Origin of the sequence: Sphingobium sp. LMA1-1-1.1 (assembly GCF_040676365.1) — a bacterium.
Taxonomy (GTDB): Bacteria; Pseudomonadota; Alphaproteobacteria; order Sphingomonadales; family Sphingomonadaceae; genus Sphingobium.
Map to the genome: position 1 here is coordinate 303,988 of NZ_JBEGHS010000034.1, position 16,266 is coordinate 320,253.

Genomic DNA, 16,266 nt, shown 5'->3' on the forward strand with positions numbered 1-16,266 from the left:
GGGGATCGGCGATGACCAGGAAGGGCAGGGTCGAAGACAAGGTCGTCCTCGTGACCGGCGCCGCGCACGGACTGGGCAAGGCCGATGCCGAAGCATTGGCGCGCGAGGGCGCGCGGGTAGTCGTCGCCGACATTGACGAGGCGGAAGCGCAGCGGGTCGCAGAGACGCTTCCGGCCGCAACGGCCTTGGGCCTGGACGTGACCTGCGAAGCGCAATGGCAGGCCGTCCTGGCGAAGATCATGCGCACCCATGGCCGCCTCGACGCGCTGGTCAACAATGCGGGCATCGCCGCCTTTGAAACGGTCGAGCAGTCGTCGCTGGAGGCGTTCCGCCGCGTGATGTCGGTTTCCGCCGAAGGGACGTTCCTGGGATGCAAGACCTGCCTGCCGGCACTGGCGGCCAGCGGCGCAGGATCGATCGTCAACATCGCGTCCGTGGCTGCGATCCGCGGCAATCCGGCGGTGTTCGCCTATAGCGCGGCCAAGGGTGCCGTGCTCTCCATGACGCGCAGCCTGATCGTTCATTGCCAGCAGCAGGGCCACCCCGTTCGCGCCAATGTCGTCCTGCCCGGCTCGCATGATACGCAGATGGTCCGTGAGGCCTATCATTTTGCCGCGCCCGAATTGCGCGACGCCGCCCGCAAATATGAAGGACAGCCGGAACATGTTGCCGACCTGGTCCTGTTCCTGGTGTCGGACGAATCGATCCGCTTGAACGGGGCGGAGATCGTGATCGACAATGGCCGGACAGTGGCCTGATGCCGGGCTGTTCCGCAGCCTGCTGAGCCAGGCGGGCCGGTAAAGCGCATCATCGCCAGCGGTGCGAACGGGGTCATCAATGTTTCTTGAGATCGGACGCATAGAAGCGTGATGCCCATCCGATACTGCCCGCGCCGGCGAGCGAGAACAGCACCACGGCCGAAAGCGCGAAACGCAGCGATGTGTCGTGCATCCCGGCGCCTGCCAGCCGATCGCTGAGGAACCCGGTCACGGCCGGGCCCAGGCCCAGACCGAACAGGTTGAAGACGAGCAGGGTCACGGCAGAGGTCAAGGCCCGGATGCGGGGCGGGACGATCGACTGCGGGACGCCTATGATCGGGCCGTAATAGAAGAACATCAGCATGGTCGCGACGAAGCCGAACGCCAGCGATGCCGTCAGCGAGGGGGTCAGGAACTGGATCAGTGCCGCCGGCACCATCAGCAGCATCGCAACGGCGCTCACCCAGACGCGACCCGCCGGGTTGCGCGATCCCGCTGCGTCCGACAGGCGGCCACCCAGGTAGATCCCGATGCCGCCGCCCAGCCCGTTCATCAGCGCCAGCCAGGAGGCGACGTCCGCGAGCGGCATGTGATGGACGCGCATGTAGAAGGGCGCGGACCAGCTCATCATCGCATATTGGGCGAAGGCATGAAGCGTCGTGCCGATCAGCATGTAGCGATAGGTCCGCAACCGCCACAGGAAGCGCATGGCCTCGCCGAGGGGCGGCGCTTGTTCTGTTCGGGTCGAACCGCTCGATCCCGCACGCGCAGGTTCCCGCACGAGCAGCAGGACGAGCGGCGCCAGCGCCAGCCCTGCGACGCCTATCACCCCAAAGGCAAGGCGCCACCCCAGCGCGGAAGCGATCCAGCCGCCCGATGCATAGCCCAGCATGATCCCCGCCGGGAGCGCCAGCCCCCATAAAGCGAGCGCCGTGACCCGCTTTTCGGGCGGGTAATAGTCGGCGATGATGGAATGGGAAGCCGGCACGGAACCCGCTTCTCCCAACGCGACGCCGATGCGGAACGCGACCAGGGAGCCAAAGCCGGTCGCCAGTCCCGAGAGAGCCGTCATGCCGCTCCAGGTGGCGAGCGACGCGGCGATGATGTTGCGGCGATTGAAGCGGTCCGCCAGACGCGCGATCGGAAGGGACAGCGTTGCGTAGAACAGTGCGAAGGCAAGGCCGGTGAGCAGTCCGAGCTGCCCGTCGCTCAACCCCAGTTCACGCTTGATCGGCTCCTGGAGCACCGACAGGACGGTGCGATCGATATAGTTGAACATCGACACCAGGCCCAGCATGACCAGCATCATGCGGCGCAACCCGGCCACGGAGGTCGTCGGCGGGGCGGTAAGTCCGATGGGCTGGCTGGTCATGCGATTACCTCTTGAAAGGCGCCTGGATTGAAGGGAGGCCCGCCTTGGGCGAGCCTCCCTGGACTGTCGAACGTCCCTTGCGGGCAGTCCATGCGGCAATCCATCAGAACTTGAAACGGACCCCCGCCGTAAGCGTGCGCCCTGCGACATTGTAGAGCGTGAACAGCGTGGGGTAGAGAAGTCCCGGCGCGGCTGCCGCGGCAACCAAAGGCGGCTTGCGATCCAGCAGGTTCGTGGCGGTCACGAACAGCTCCGGCTCCCCGCGGACGTCGAATTTATAGGATGCCGTGGCGTCGGTATAGAAGACCGGCTTGATCGCCGGGACAGCATAAAAGGACGTCGGATCGTTTTTCAGGTTGCCGATGGTCACCTTGCCGATCATCGATTCCTGCACGAACAGGGTGAGGCCGCCATGGGAGTAATTGGCGCTGAGCGTGCCCCTGAACTTGGGATATGCATAGGCCGTCTGGCTGTTGACGCCATGCCCGGCATAATCGATCACCGGCGCGATCGAGTTTGTCTGCGTCTTGTAGCGGTCCAGATAATTGCCGGAGGCGCGCAGCGCGAGTTCGCCATCGCCGAGCCTGGTGCGGTATGACATGGTGATGTCGAGGCCGCTGGTACGCAGGAAGCTGATATTCTGCGTGATGAGGCTCACCGAAATCGGATAGTTGGCGGGCGAGCGATCGCTGAACGGCAGCGGCCTTTCGATGAGGGCGCATGTCGGCGACGTGCCGTTCGACGTTTCACACTCGTTGACGACATCGTTCAGCCCCTGCGTGGCGATGGCGCCCTTGATCTTGAGATCGTAATAATCGACCGAAAGGTCAAAGCCGGGCAGGAAACTCGGACTGAGGACCACGCCCGCGGCAAAGGTGTCGCCGGTTTCGGGATCAAGGTCGGGGTTGCCGCCACTGAACTGACGGATCGAACCTGGCGTGCCCGTGTGGGGATCGTTGAAGTTCACAGGCGCGGTCTGGACGCCGGCGAACAGTTCGAACAGCGAAGGTGCCCGAATATCGCGGGACCGCGTGACTCGGAACATGATGTCCTGGATCGGCTTGTAGACGGCGCCCACCTTCCAGGTCTTGACGCTTCCGCTGGTGCTGTAGTCGGTGAGGCGGAAGGCGCCGTTGAGGCTCAGTTCCTCGGCGAAGGGCTGGTTCTTGAATATCGGAACCTGCGCTTCGGCAAACACTTCCTTCACATTCACCTTGCCGAAGGCGGAGCCGACATTGGTGTTGTTGAAACGGGTCATGCGATTGGCCGGGATGCCCCGCAGCCCGGTGAAGTCGACGGGCACCGCGGGATCGGAATTGGACGTCAGGTCCAGCTTCTGCTTGCGATATTGCCCGCCTATGGCGACCGTGACGGGCCCTGCCGGAAGCTCGAAAAGGTCTCCCCGCGCAGACAGGACGAAATCGTCGGTCGTGTTCATGGCGCGGTAGCGGGATACGCCTAGGACGGTTTGCAGATCGGCTGTGGAGGGCGTTCCCGCGCCGAAGACATTGAGCGGGACGCATCCAGGATAAAGGCCGGGGTTGGTCAGCGTGACGCGGCAGACGATCGAACCATTGGGGTCGCGAACCGCGTCCAGGGCTGCCGCAAGCTTGGGAATCTCGATCTGCGTCTGGGCGAATTTGGTGACGGACCTGCCATGGGTATAGTCGGCGGTGATGTTCCAGCCCCCCAGGTTCCACTCGAGCCCGCCGTTGATCAGATAGGCATTGGTCGCCTCGCGCGTCGGGATGGGACCCTGTTCGCCGATGAAGCGAAAGACGGTGAAGCTGTCGTTCGGGCCCATCTGCGCCTGGACCGCGGGGTTCAGGAAGGCGTTGCCACTGAAGAACCGGAAGCCGAGCACCGACTGGGCCTGCGTATCGTAGCGGGTGACGCTGCGCGAGTAGCTGCCCTGGACGTGCGCCGTCAGCGCGTCGCTAAGGTCGTACGACAGTCGGCCGAAGCCCTGGGTGGTCGTCAGCGGCGCGATCAACTGGTTGAAACCTGGGATATAGAGGCCGTCGCCGCCCACATTGGTGCCCGGCGTGCCGGTGGCCGTCCCGCGCTGAATGGGCCGCACCGCGCCGCCGGGCAGGAAGATAGTGTTGGTGAGCGAGGGCACGGTGCTCGTCAGGATGATGCCGTTATTATAGTCGTTCGTCGTAAAACGCAGGTTCGGCAGGAAGATGAACGGGTTTGCCTGGCGACCCGGCGCGGCGGTCGATCCGGGGACCGAACCCACGGCCGCATAGGCATCGTCGCCGTAGATGCGCGCGCTGCGCTTGATCCCATCGCTTTGGAAGCGTTCGATCGAGGCGAGGACATGACCGCGATCGCCCGCAAAGCTGAGGCCGCCCGCAATGCCGATCCGGTAGTTGCCCAGGTCGCCGCGCGTCGACACACCGCGCTGCGCGACGCCTTTCACGCCCTCGAACTTCTTGTCGAGGACGAAGTTGACCGCGCCGCTGACCGCGTCGGAGCCGTAGACGGCCGAAGCGCCGCCGGTCACAACGTCGACACGCTGGATCAGCAGTTGCGGGATGGTGTTGACGTCCACCGCGCCACGGAAAGTCGTAGGCGGCACGCGGATGCCGTCGAGCAGGATCAGTGCCCGCGTCGGACCGACGCCGCGCAGGTTGAGCAGATTGCCATGCTCGCCGCTGTTGCCCTGCAACTGGCTGTTGGACTGCGGGCTGACCGAGTTGGCGAATTGCGGCAGCTTGTTGATCGCATCGGCGAGGTTGGTGGGGGTCGCCTTCTCCAGCTCCGTGGTCGGCGCGACGGTCACCGGCGTCGGCTGGTTATAGCCGTCGCGTACGACGCGCGTTCCGGTGACGATGATGTCTCGCGCGGACGACGCGCCGGCATCCTCCACCGGCTGCGGCTCGGTAGCCGCCGTCGCTGCGGTTTGCGCATGGGCCGGCACGATGATCCCGGCAATCGCGCATCCCGAAAGGAGCACCAATCGGCCAAATTTGAATCTTGTCATCATCTCTCTCCCTCTGATTAGGGCTGTTATGTATTTCGCCCCGAAATCTCGTTTCATGCAGTGAGAAGGTCAGCGTGCGCCCGCCTCCTGCGCCGCCAGCCAGGCGGCCTTGGCGAGCGGCTCGATCCGTGTGACGATGTCGCCGGCATTTGTTGCGGTCTGCACGCCGTCCCGTGCCCGCCCCGCAATGCCTTGCAGGATGGCAGCGACGCGGAACAGGTTGAAGGCGCGGTAGAAGGGGTGCGTCGGATCGCAGCGAAGGCCGGTTCGCTCGCAATAGCGCCGGGCATAGTCTTCAGCCGTGGGTATCCCCAGCCAGGCAAGATCGGCGCCCTGCAAGGTTCCGCGAACGTCCACGCCCTCCGGCCTGAACCACTCCATCATATGATAGGTGAGGTCGCCCAGCGGATCGCCCAGGGTCGACAATTCCCAGTCTATGACGGCGCAGACGCGCGGCTCCGTCGGATGGACCAGCAGGTTGTGGAAGGAATAGTCGCCATGGATGATCGTGGTGCGCTCTTCGGTGTCGGGAATCGCATCCGGCAACCAGGCGACAAGCCGGTCCATCTCCGGGATGTCGCGTGTGCGCGAGGCTTCATATTGCCGGGACCAGCGGGAAATCTGCCGCGTGAAATAATTGCCCGGCTTGCCATAGTCGGCGAGCCCTAACGCCGCGAAATCGACCAGATGCAGGCGGGCAAGCGTTTCATTGGCGCTATCATAGATCGCGGCGCGCTCCGCCCGGTCGAGGCCGGGCATGAGCGGGTCCCAGAAACTGCGCCCCGGAACATAGCGCATCACATAGAAGATGCTGCCGATAACATCCTCGTCCTCGCACAGCAGCAGCGGCTCGGCAACGGGCAGGCCGGCTTCGTGCAGTGCCTTGGTAATGCGATATTCGCGGTCCACCGCATGGGCGGACTTCAGCAAAATCCCCGCGGGCTTGCGCCGCAGGACATAGCGGTGGTCCTGCGTCGACAGAAGATAGGTCGGGTTGGATTGTCCGCCCTCGAACCGCTGCACGCGCATGGGTCCGGAAAAATCGGCGAGCCGGCCCGCCAGATAAGCGGCAAGGCGGGTTTCGTCGAACGCACTGTTGGCGGCGACATCGATCGTCGCGCCGATCGTCGCGGCAGGCTGCGTGGCGCTCATGATGCTGCGCCCTCGGCATATTTGGCGAGTTCCATCCGGGCGAGCTGGCGTTCGTGGACTTCGTCCGGCCCATCCGTCAGCCGCACGATGCGGGTGTTCGCCCAAAGTTCGGCCAGGCCGAAATCGTCGCTGACCCCGCCGCCGCCATGCGCCTGGATGGCGTCATCGACGATCTGTTGCGCCATTTTGGGGGCGGCGATCTTGATCATGGCGATCTCGGCGCGGGCGGCCTTGTTGCCGACCGTGTCCATCATATGCGCCGCCTTCAGGCAGAGCAGGCGCGCCATCTCGATCTCGCAACGGGCGCGGGCGATCCGTTCTTCCCAGACGGAATGTTCGGCAATCGCCTTGCCGAAGGCCCGTCGCGACAGGAGGCGGCGGCACATCTTCTCCAACGCGACTTCCATGGTCGCGATGTTGCGCATCGTGTGGTGGATGCGGCCGGGACCAAGGCGCCCCTGCGCGATCTCGAAGCCGCAGCCTTCGCCGAGCAGCATATTCTCCGCCGGCACGCGGACATCCTCCAGCGCCACCTCGAAATGCCCGTGCGGCGCATGATCATAACCGAAGACGGGGAGGTGGCGGACGAGCGTCACGCCCGGCGTGTCGCGCGGCACCAGGATCATCGATTGCTGCCGGTAGGGCGCGGCATCCGGGTCGGTCTTGCCCATGACGATGAAGAAGTCGCAACGCGGATGGCCAGCGCCCGACGACCACCATTTCCGGCCGTTGATGACATAGTCACCGCCGTCGCGGCGAATGTCCGTCGTGATGTTGCGCGCATCGGAGGAGGCGACGGCCGGTTCGGTCATCAGGAATGCGGACCGGGTCATCCCGTCGCGCAACGGCACCATGAAACGCTGCTTCTGCTCGGCCGTGCCGTACCGATGCAGCACCTCGAAATTGCCGGTGTCCGGCGCCATGCAGTTGAACACCTCGGAGGCGAAGGAGATGCGGCCCATCAATTCGGCGATGGGGGCATATTCGACGTTGGTAAGGCCGACGCTGGTGAAAAATTCATCATCATGCTCAGATGGCGGCATGAAGATGTTCCACAGCCCCGCCTCCCGCGCCTTGTCCTTGAGTTCGTCGAACACCGGCGGGATTTCGGTCCAGCGGTCGATCGCGGCGGACTGCCGGTGATAGACGGGAACGGCAGGAACGATGTGCTCCTCCATGAAAGCGCGCACGCGCTCCATCCATTCCCTGGATTTTGCCGACTGTTCGAAATCCACGCATCCGCTCCACTTATGCCGCCGGATTCGAGCCGGCCCGCTCTTGCTATAAGACTCGCCCGACCGATCGGTCGAGAGTTAAATAGTCGACCGGTCGGTCGGCTGTCAAACTGGTCAGGAGAGAAATTTTTTATTGACGCCCGACCAGTCGGTCGATCATCTGAACGGCAGGAGAGCAAGCGATGACGAATAGCCCACTCATGGATGTTGCCCTGCTGCAGGGCCATGCGCCGTACACGCTTGCCGGCTACGACATTTTCCGGTCGGTGATCGAGTCGGACGGCGCGGTGCCCGCTCGTTTGAAAGCGCTGTTCGCGGCGGTGGCTGCCGTCGATCGCCGCCATTTGTCGCTTGCGCGCCGGGAACTGGAGCGTGGCGCGTCGCTCGGCCTGACCTCGAAGGAGGCCACTGCCGGCCTCATCGTGCTGTCCAGCCTCCGTGGCGAGGCTGCGGCGCTCGATTTCGCGCAGATCATTGAAGAGAGTTTTGGCGACACCCAGGCGCCGGACCCGCAACCGCTGCCGACGGCGGCGGAGGGAGAAGCGGAGGCCAATTTCCGCGCCTATTGGGCGGGGAGCATCCCGGCGCCGCTCGGCGCGCTGATGCGCCTCGTGCCCGAAGCGGCGGACGCCTATTATCTCATGCGGCGGGGCAGCATCGATGCGAACCCGCTTTCCGCCAAATATGGCGAGCTGCTTCTGCTCACCATACTCGCGGCCGGATACAGCCCCATGGCGGCAACTCATGTGCGCGGTGCGCGCAATGCCGGCGCGAGCGACGAGGAAATTGCCGAAGCGGTGCTCTGCGCCGTCCCATCGGCGGGGATCGCCGCCTGGATGGCGGTGGGCGGGATGCTCGCCCCTCCAGAAGACGGCGGCATCGTCCGCTGAAACGACCGATTTTTCACATCTTTGCCAAGGAGAGACTTACATGGAACCGGAAAAGGACGTCATCCAATATGAAGTGGCTGACAATGGTATCTGCACAATCTGGCTCAATCGCCCCCATGTGAAGAATTGCGTCAGCCCCCAGCTTCTGCGCGACCTGGAGGTCGCGGTGGACAAGGCGGCCGAGGACGATTCGGTCCTGGCGGTCGTGTTCCGCGGTCGCGGCAATACCTTCTGCGCCGGCGCGGACCTCGGGCAGCTCGTCGGGCCGGTGCTGCACGAAACCAGCACCTCGCTTCAGCTCGCGATCGATTCGGCGCGCACCTATGACAAGATCTACAACATGAAGAAGCCGACCATTGCCTGCGTCGAGGGCTATGCCGTCGCCGGCGGGTTCGAACTCTTCATCTCCTGCGACTTCGGCATCGCCGCCGACGACGCCAAGATCGGCGACTTCCACATCCGTCGTGCCTTGTTCGGCGGTGCTGGCCCGATCTATCGCCTGCCGCGCTATATCGGCATGCGCAAGTCGAAGGAGCTGATGCTGACCGGCAAGCTTCTGTCGGGCAAGGAATGCGTCGAATGGGGCCTGTGCAACGCGTCGGCGCCCAGTGAACAGCTTGAACAGCTGATCCAGGATTTCTGCGCGCCGCTGATCGACAAGAGCCCCTTCTGCATGTGGATGACCAAGATGGCGGTCAATCGCGGCATGGATGCCGACACCAACTCGCTCATCACGCTGGAAACGATGACCTGCAACGTTGTCCACCATTCCGCCGATGCGAAGGAGGGCGTCGCGGCGTTCCTCGAGAAGCGCCAGCCGGTCTGGACGGGCAAGTAAGCCATGGCGGTCAGCATGGTCGTCCTGGCCAGCCGGCCGCAGGACTGGACGCACGAGCAGTTCACCACCTGGTGGCGCGGCCCCCATGCCGACGCCGCCAGGGTCCTGCCCGGCCTTATGGCCTATCGGCACGGCGCGGTGACGAAGGATTATGACAATCCGGATGCACCGGGCTGGGACGGTCACGCCGTGCTGACTTTCGCTGATCAGGCGGCGCTCGACACCGCCTTCGCTTCGCCCGAATGGACGTCGGCGACCGCCCAGACGAAGGGTATGGGCGGTCGGCGCATCATCCTCATCACCGATGAGGTCGACCTGCTTGCCGGAGAAGATCATGGCTGACTGGAACCCTGGTTTCACCGCTGCTCAGTTCCGTCTCGACGGCAAGCGCGCGCTCATTACCGGCGGACGCGGTGCCCTGGCCGAGGCCATGGCCGCGACACTGGCCGACCTTGGCTGCGCTGTCGCCCTCGCGTCCCGAACGGAGGCCGACTGCGCCGACCTGGCGGCCGGCATGGCTGAACGGTTCCGGGTTCCGGCTGTCGGCCTTTCCTGCAACATCGCCGACGAGGCGTCGGTCGAGGCGGCGATCGCGACGACTGTCGATCGGCTGGGTGGCCTCGATATTCTCATCAACAATGCGGGCGCGTCCTGGTGGGGCCTGCCAGAGGATATCCCGCTCAAGGGCTGGCAGAAGGTGATGGACGTCAATGTGACGGGCACCTTCCTCGCCTGCCGCCACGCCGCGCGTCACATGATCGCGGCGGGCGGCGGCGCGATCGTCAACATCGCGTCGGTTGGTGCATTCCTGTCCTATCAGCCGGACGAAGGGCAGGTCGTTCCCTATACCACCAGCAAGGCGGCGATCGTTCACCTGACCAGCGATCTCGCCGCCCAATGGGCGAAGCACAACATCCGCGTCAACGCCATCGCGCCCGGCTCGATCGAAACGGGGATGACAGAGACGCTCGACCCCGCCATCCAGGAAAAGACGCGGGCGGGCATATTGATGCGCCGCTTCGGCCGCCCTGACGAAGTGGCCGGCACGCTGGCCCTGCTGGCGTCCGAAGCGGGCAGTTTCATCACGGGTCAGACCTTCCTGGTAGATGGAGGCCAATCCCTTGCGTGAAGAGCAAAGCCATCCGGCGTTCGAATGGGATGCCGAGCGGCTCTGGCCGCAATTCCTCCGTCTTGCCGACGCCGCACCGGATGCCCTTGCCCTTGCGGATTGCGGCGACCGCCTGTGGAGCCGCGGGGCGTTGCGGGGGCAGGCGATCGAGATCGCGGCCTTGCTGAAGGCGGCAGGGGTCGGGCCGGGTGACCGCGTCCTCGTCACCGCGCACAAAAACGCCGCGACGATCGCCACGGCGCTTGCCATATCTTCGTTGCAGGCGACCTTCTGTCCCGTGTCGCCAAAGCTTGGAGCCGGCGATCTTGCCCTGCTAGAATCCCTGCTCGGCCATGCCGCCAAGGTGAGCGGCACCGGCAGCACCTTGCCCGAAGTGACCGCTGCGGCCGGCGAACGGTCGACCGACCCGCGCGATCGGAACGCCGTGCTCATCGGCTTCACCTCCGGCAGCACCGGCGTGCCCAAGGGGGTGATGCACGGCCCGGAAGCCCTGAATTATGCCACCCGTGCCTGCGCGGCCATCGCCGGACTGGAACCGGATGACGCGATCCTGGGCATCGTCCCGCTCGACAGCGCGCCCGGCTTCACCTTCACGGCGCATTTCGCGCTGTCATTGGGGCATCCGCTTGTGCTGGTCGACCCATGGGTGCCCGCCGAAGCGCTGCGGCGGGCGGAACATTATGGGTGCGGCTGGGCGATCGCGGTTCCGACGCATCTTTTCACGATGGTGGAGGCGGCCCGGCTCGGCGAATGGTCCGGTCGCCTTCCGCTTCGCGCCATGGCGGTGGGCGGCAGCGCGATGACGCCCGAACTGATCGAGGACGCCGACCGGCTGCTCGGCCTCAAGGCGCTGCGGATGTTCGGCATGTCCGAATGCATGGGCCATGCGTCCACCCACCCGGCCCATTCGCTGGAACGCCGCCAGCTTTTCGACGGCATCCCCTTTCCCGGCACGCAGGAAGAGGCGTTCGATGCCGAGCTGCGCGCCCTGCCACGCGGCAGCCGGGGGCAGGCGGGCGTGCGTGGTCCCTCGCTCTTCCTCGGCTATGCGCAGGGCATGGGGGCGGGGCAGGAGCGTATGACGCCCGATGGCTTCTACCTGACCGGCGACGAGATCGTTCGCGATGAGGTCGGCTTCGTCCGCGTGGTCGGCCGCATCAAGGACCAGATCATTCGCGGTGGCTTCAACATCGACCCTGCCGAGGTGGAGGCGGCCCTGCTGCGCCATCCCGCCATCGCGGAGGCGGCGGTGGTTGCCGTGCCCGAACGCAAGCTTGGGGAGCAGGCCTGCGCCGTTTGCCGGCTGCGAACGGACGACGGGAGCATCGACCTGTCCATGTTGCTCGACCATCTCTCGCAGCAGGGCCTGTCTCGCAAGAAATGGCCCGAACATCTGGTGCTGGTCGATGCGATGGCCGTCACCGCCACCGGCAAGCTCGACAAGAAGGCGATGGCCGCCATCGCCGTGGAGGAGGTCGCCCGCAGGCGCGCGGCTGCTTCCACCAGACAGGACGCATGACATGAAGCAGACCGCAACCAGCGCCGTCGCCGACGGCGTCGCCATCATCACGCTCGACAACCCGCCGGTGAACGCGCTCTCCGCGTCCCCCCGGCGGGGATTGCAGGCCGAACTTGAAAAGGCGTTTGACGATGAGGCGGTTGGCGCCATCGTCTTGATCTGCGCGGGACGGACCTTCATTGCCGGCGCGGACATCACCGAGTTCGGCCAGCCCTGGCAGCCGCCATCCCTGCCCGACCTGTGCGCCATGCTGGACGATGCGCCCAAGCCCGTCATCGCTGCCATTCACGGAACGGCGCTGGGCGGCGGGTTCGAACTGGCGCTTGCCTGCCACTATCGGGTGGTGGCGCAGAGCGCGAAGGTCGGCCTGCCGGAGGTGCATCTGGGCCTGCTTCCCGGTGCGGGCGGCACCCAGCGGGTGCCCCGGATCGTCGGTGCGGAGGCAGCGCTCGAAATCATTACGTCCGGGCGGCAGATCAAGGCTGCCGAAGCCCTTTCGCTGGGGCTGGTCGATGCGGTGGTCGATGATGCGGCCTTGGCGGAAGAGGCGCTGGCCTTCGCGCGCCGCATCGTGGCCGATGGTAGTGCGACGCCGCGGGTACGCGATCGCGCCGACGCCCTCCAAAGCGATCGGGATCGCCCGGAGCTTTTCACCGCCTTCGCCACCGCAAACGCCCGTCGGTTCAAGGGATTTGTCGCGCCCGCCGCCATCATCGAGGCTGTCGAGGCGGCAGTGACTCTTCCCTTCGAGGAGGGGCTGGCAAAGGAAACCGCCTTGTTCGAACGACTGGTCGCCAGTCCTGAGTCCGCCGCCCAGCGCCATGTCTTCTTTGCGGAGCGGGGGGCGGCCCGCATTCCCGACATCGGTCCCGATACATCCGCGATCGACATCCGATCGGCGGGCGTCATCGGCGCGGGCACGATGGGCGGCGGCATCACGATGAACTTCCTGAATGCCGGCATTCCCGTCACGCTGGTGGAAACCAGCCAGGAAGCGCTGGATCGCGGCATCGCCACCATCCGCCGCAACTATGAGGCGACGGCTGCCAAGGGGCGGATGACGGCGGCGCAGGTGGAGCAGCGCATGGGCCTTATCTCACCCAGCCTCGACCTGGCTGCGCTTGCCGACGCGGATCTCGTCATCGAGGCCGTCTACGAAAGCATGGACGTCAAGACGGACATTTTCGCCCGGCTCGACCGGATTGCGAAACAGGGGGCGATCCTGGCGTCCAACACCTCATTCCTCGACCTCAATCGCATCGCGGCGGCGACCAGCCGGCCCGAATGGGTCGTTGGTCTCCACTTCTTCTCGCCCGCCAATGTCATGCGCCTGCTGGAGGTGGTGCGAGGGGCGGAAACGTCGAAGCCGGTGGTCGCCACGGCGATGCGGCTCGCCAAGCGGATCGGCAAGGTCGCGGTGCTCAGCGGCGTGTGCGACGGCTTCATCGCCAACCGGCTGCTGGCGCCGCGTGGTGCGCAGGCCGAAGCAATGATGCTGGAAGGCACGCCGATCGCGGAGATCGACCGCGTGCTTGTCGATTATGGCTTTGCCATGGGGCATTTCCAGATGATGGATCTGGTCGGGCTGGACGTCATCGGCCGGAACGCGACGGAACGGACCGTAATGGGCGACCTGGTCGCCGCCGGCCGGCTGGGCCAGAAACGGGGCGCTGGCTATTATGATTATGATGAGAAGCGGCGGTCGCGTCCTTCGGACGTGACAGCCAGCCTGGTGAAGGAGGTCGCCGCGGCCCAGGGCATCGCTTACGGCCCCACGGCGGGCGATGAGGCGCTGCTCGCGCGGCTGCTCTATCCGGTCGTCAACGAGGGCGCGAAGATCCTGGAAGAAGGCATCGCGTTGCGCGCATCCGACATCGATATAGCCGCCGTGCTTGGCTATAACTGGCCGGTCTATCGCGGCGGGCCGCTCTTCTGGGCCGATCAGGTCGGACTGGACCGGATCGTCGCGGACATGCGCCGGCTGGAAGCGGTGCATGGTGAAACCTTCCGCCCTGCATCGCTGCTCGTGCATCTGGCGGAGGGAGGGCGGCGGTTCGGCGACAGGTCGTGACCCTCAACCGTTCCTGGGTGCTTGCGCACAGGCCCGAAGGCCCGGTGCGGTCCAGCGACTTCGCCTATCGGGAGGAGGCGTTCGATACGCCCGCGTTGCAGGAGGGCGACATTCTCGTCCGCACCCGGATCATTTCCTGCGCGCCGACGATCCGCAACTGGCTGAACCCGCCCGAACGCAGCTATCGCGGCGCGATCGGCATCGGCGATCCGATCCGGGGCATGGCGGCGGTCGAAGTGCTTGCCTCTCGTCATGCACGCTTTGAACCCGGACAGTGGGCCACGGCCGTGGCGCCTTGGCAGGATTATGCCGTCCTGCGCCCGGATGAGGCGGTTGTCCCTGTCACGCCGATCGAGAGCTGGATGGATCCGGTCGACGCGATGACGCTTTACTCGCCCAACAGCCTGACCGCCTATTTCGGCCTCTTCGCGGTGGGGGAACCAAGGCCCGGCATGACCGTGCTGGTATCCGGCGCCGCCGGATCGGTCGGGGCGATGGTGTGCCAGATGGCCCGAATCGCGGGCTGCCGGGTCATTGCGGTGGCGGGCGGCCCGGACAAATGCCGCTGGCTCTCACAGGAGGTCGGGGCGGAAGTCGCAATCGACTACCGTTCGGCGGACCTTCCGGCGGCTTTGAAGCATGCCAGTCCCGACGGCATAAACATCTTCTTCGACAATGTGGGTGGGGAGGTGTTGCAGGCTGCCGTCGACCGGATGGCGCCGCATGGCCGGATCGTGCTTTGCGGTCAGCTCGCCGCCTATGATTCGAACAGTCCGGCGGCCGGCCCCAGGGATATGATGAAGCTGGTCTATGGACGGATCCGGATGCAGGGCTTTGTGGTTGGCGACCATGCCGACGATTATGCGTCCGCGATCGCGTCGATCCGACGCTGGGCGGCTGAAGGGCGCCTGCGCAGTCGGCATGATGTGCGCGACGGGTTCGATCGCATACCCGACGCCTTCGTCGACATTTTCAACGGGCGCAATGCCGGAACATTGATCGTCCGGACCTGAACCTCCGCGCTGCGCAGGAGCGCAGCCACCGCGCCTTACGGACGAAGCTTATCGGGGCCAGACCAGGTCAAGCCGGACCATCCCGTTCACCGCACCCGTGGCGGCGAGGGGTTGGCTCCCCGGATCGAGCGTGAATTCGGGGATGCGCTTCGTCCATTCGTGCAGCATGATCGCCAGCTCGCTGCGCGCCAGCCCCGCGCCCGGACAATTGTGAATGCCGTTGCCGAAGGTGCAGTGCGTTTCGCGCTTGCGGTCGAAATCCACGTTGAGCGCGTCCGGCCAGCGGCTCTCGTCCAGCCCATGGAGGCAGGTCGGCAGCACGATCATGTCGCCGGCCTTCACGGTCACGCCTTCATGCACGATATCTGCTGTCACCCGGCGGGCCACCGTCGCGACGCCATGGCGGCGCAGGATTTCCTCGACCGCGAAGGTGATCTTCTCGGGCTGTTCCACCAGGGTGCGATAATGGTCCGGATGGGTCGCCAGGAACTTCATGATGAATCCCATCATGCTCGCGACGGTGTCGAGCCCGCCAAACATGACGTCCATGCACTCGCCCATCACCTCAAGCTCGTTCATCGGCCTGTCGCCGACGGTGCCGTGAATGATCGCGCTCAACAGGTCCTCGCCCGGATCGGCCCGCCGCTTGTCGATCCACGACTGCAGATAGCCCGCCATCGACCTCTGGCTTTCCTCCTTTTCCTGCGTGGATTTCGGCCGCACCGACTTGTCGGCCACGTCGACCAGCCATTCGCGGTCTTCATCGGGCAGATCGACCAGAGAGAGGAAGATGCGCATGGGAACATGACGCGCGAATTCGGTCATGAACTCGCAGCGTCCGCGCGGCTGGAACCCGTCGATCAATGCCGCCGTGAGGCCGCGTACGTCGTCGGTCAGGCGCTTTACCGCCCTGGGGCTGACGAATGGCAGCACGATCTTGCGGTAATGATGATGTTCGGGATCGTCCGACTCGTTGGGGATCATCTTGAGCGGGCTGTCGCTTGGCGGAACCGACAGGTTGCGCGCCGAGAGGCGGTCTACATCCGCGAACAGTTCCCAGATCAGCGGTGCAGAGGTCGCTATCCAGTGGCCGCCATTGTGAGGCGTCCAGACCAGGCCTGGGTTGCCCGCTATGTCCAGCGCCTTCCACGCCATCTGGGGGTCGCGCTCGCCGCCTTCCAGGGCATAGATGTTGGCATCGACCACAAGTTCAGCCGGCACATTCTTGGGAAGCGTCTGTATCTGCAAGCTCTCTCTCCCAACCGTCCGGACTCGCGGAAGAGGATTACCGGCATGTCGA

13 protein-coding genes are annotated in these 16,266 nt (G+C 65.2%); 8 read left to right on the forward strand and 5 right to left on the reverse strand.

Annotation, left to right across the window (positions count from 1 at the left end; genetic code table 11):
* Positions 1-11: 11 nt before the first annotated feature.
* On the forward strand, positions 12-758 hold the full coding sequence (locus tag MRBLMA1_RS15525; protein WP_363737872.1) for an SDR family oxidoreductase: 747 nt from the start codon (positions 12-14) through the stop codon (positions 756-758).
* Between the two features lie 76 nt (positions 759-834).
* Here MRBLMA1_RS15525 and MRBLMA1_RS15530 read toward each other — a convergent pair whose 3' ends face one another.
* The 4 genes from MRBLMA1_RS15530 to MRBLMA1_RS15545 form a co-directional block, all read right to left on the reverse strand.
* Positions 835-2,130 carry a spinster family MFS transporter gene (locus MRBLMA1_RS15530; protein WP_363737874.1) on the reverse strand — a complete coding sequence of 432 codons (1,296 nt, stop codon included), beginning with the start codon at positions 2,128-2,130 and terminating at the stop codon, positions 835-837.
* A gap of 103 nt (positions 2,131-2,233) precedes the next feature.
* Positions 2,234-5,122, reverse strand: coding sequence for a TonB-dependent receptor domain-containing protein (locus tag MRBLMA1_RS15535; protein WP_363737876.1), 2,889 nt, complete (start codon positions 5,120-5,122; stop codon positions 2,234-2,236).
* 66 nt (positions 5,123-5,188) lie between these two features.
* Complete coding sequence (locus tag MRBLMA1_RS15540; protein ID WP_363737877.1) at positions 5,189-6,271, reverse strand: phosphotransferase family protein; 1,083 nt, start codon at positions 6,269-6,271, stop codon at positions 5,189-5,191.
* Complete coding sequence (locus MRBLMA1_RS15545; RefSeq protein WP_363738223.1) at positions 6,268-7,470, reverse strand: acyl-CoA dehydrogenase family protein; 1,203 nt, start codon at positions 7,468-7,470, stop codon at positions 6,268-6,270. The genes MRBLMA1_RS15540 and MRBLMA1_RS15545 overlap by 4 nt, the downstream gene beginning before the upstream one ends.
* Positions 7,471-7,688: 218 nt before the next feature.
* Here MRBLMA1_RS15545 and MRBLMA1_RS15550 point away from each other — a divergent pair, with 218 nt between their 5' ends.
* The 7 genes from MRBLMA1_RS15550 to MRBLMA1_RS15580 are packed head-to-tail and all read left to right on the forward strand — an operon-like array spanning position 7,689 to position 14,966.
* Positions 7,689-8,396, forward strand: a complete 708-nt coding sequence (locus tag MRBLMA1_RS15550) for a carboxymuconolactone decarboxylase family protein (RefSeq protein WP_363737878.1) — start codon at positions 7,689-7,691, stop codon at positions 8,394-8,396.
* Positions 8,397-8,436: 40 nt separating this feature from the next.
* Positions 8,437-9,234, forward strand: coding sequence for an enoyl-CoA hydratase/isomerase family protein (locus tag MRBLMA1_RS15555; protein ID WP_133653209.1), 798 nt, complete (start codon positions 8,437-8,439; stop codon positions 9,232-9,234).
* Positions 9,235-9,237: 3 nt separating this feature from the next.
* Positions 9,238-9,576, forward strand: coding sequence for an EthD family reductase (locus tag MRBLMA1_RS15560; RefSeq protein WP_363737880.1), 339 nt, complete (start codon positions 9,238-9,240; stop codon positions 9,574-9,576).
* Positions 9,569-10,363, forward strand: a complete 795-nt coding sequence (locus tag MRBLMA1_RS15565) for an SDR family NAD(P)-dependent oxidoreductase (RefSeq protein WP_363737882.1) — start codon at positions 9,569-9,571, stop codon at positions 10,361-10,363. Before MRBLMA1_RS15560 ends, MRBLMA1_RS15565 begins: the two co-directional genes overlap by 8 nt.
* Entirely contained in the window at positions 10,341-11,882 is a 1,542-nt protein-coding gene (locus MRBLMA1_RS15570) for a class I adenylate-forming enzyme family protein (protein WP_363737884.1), read from the forward strand. Before MRBLMA1_RS15565 ends, MRBLMA1_RS15570 begins: the two co-directional genes overlap by 23 nt.
* A 1-nt stretch (position 11,883) precedes the next feature.
* Positions 11,884-13,953: a 3-hydroxyacyl-CoA dehydrogenase NAD-binding domain-containing protein gene (locus MRBLMA1_RS15575; RefSeq protein ID WP_363737886.1), complete on the forward strand. Its 2,070-nt coding sequence runs from the start codon at positions 11,884-11,886 to the stop codon at positions 13,951-13,953.
* A complete protein-coding gene (locus MRBLMA1_RS15580) occupies positions 13,950-14,966 on the forward strand; it encodes an NADP-dependent oxidoreductase (RefSeq protein ID WP_363737888.1) in 1,017 nt (338 codons plus the stop codon). The genes MRBLMA1_RS15575 and MRBLMA1_RS15580 overlap by 4 nt, the downstream gene beginning before the upstream one ends.
* Before the next feature lie 48 nt (positions 14,967-15,014).
* Here MRBLMA1_RS15580 and MRBLMA1_RS15585 read toward each other — a convergent pair whose 3' ends face one another.
* The gene (locus MRBLMA1_RS15585; RefSeq protein ID WP_363737890.1) at positions 15,015-16,214 is read right to left on the reverse strand and encodes a cytochrome P450; all 1,200 of its coding nucleotides are present in this window, start codon (positions 16,212-16,214) and stop codon (positions 15,015-15,017) included.
* Positions 16,215-16,266: the final 52 nt, after the last annotated feature.

Bases quoted from the DNA above. Each gene is read 5' to 3' on its own strand.
- MRBLMA1_RS15525 (WP_363737872.1), top strand. From the start codon at position 12: ATGACCAGGAAGGGCAGGGTCGAAGACAAGGTCGTCCTCGTGACCGGC.
- MRBLMA1_RS15530 (WP_363737874.1), bottom strand. From the start codon at position 2,130: ATGACCAGCCAGCCCATCGGACTTACCGCCCCGCCGACGACCTCCGTG.
- MRBLMA1_RS15535 (WP_363737876.1), bottom strand. From the start codon at position 5,122: ATGATGACAAGATTCAAATTTGGCCGATTGGTGCTCCTTTCGGGATGC.
- MRBLMA1_RS15540 (WP_363737877.1), bottom strand. From the start codon at position 6,271: ATGAGCGCCACGCAGCCTGCCGCGACGATCGGCGCGACGATCGATGTC.
- MRBLMA1_RS15545 (WP_363738223.1), bottom strand. From the start codon at position 7,470: ATGGAGCGCGTGCGCGCTTTCATGGAGGAGCACATCGTTCCTGCCGTT.
- MRBLMA1_RS15550 (WP_363737878.1), top strand. From the start codon at position 7,689: ATGACGAATAGCCCACTCATGGATGTTGCCCTGCTGCAGGGCCATGCG.
- MRBLMA1_RS15555 (WP_133653209.1), top strand. From the start codon at position 8,437: ATGGAACCGGAAAAGGACGTCATCCAATATGAAGTGGCTGACAATGGT.
- MRBLMA1_RS15560 (WP_363737880.1), top strand. From the start codon at position 9,238: ATGGCGGTCAGCATGGTCGTCCTGGCCAGCCGGCCGCAGGACTGGACG.
- MRBLMA1_RS15565 (WP_363737882.1), top strand. From the start codon at position 9,569: ATGGCTGACTGGAACCCTGGTTTCACCGCTGCTCAGTTCCGTCTCGAC.
- MRBLMA1_RS15570 (WP_363737884.1), top strand. From the start codon at position 10,341: ATGGAGGCCAATCCCTTGCGTGAAGAGCAAAGCCATCCGGCGTTCGAA.
- MRBLMA1_RS15575 (WP_363737886.1), top strand. From the start codon at position 11,884: ATGAAGCAGACCGCAACCAGCGCCGTCGCCGACGGCGTCGCCATCATC.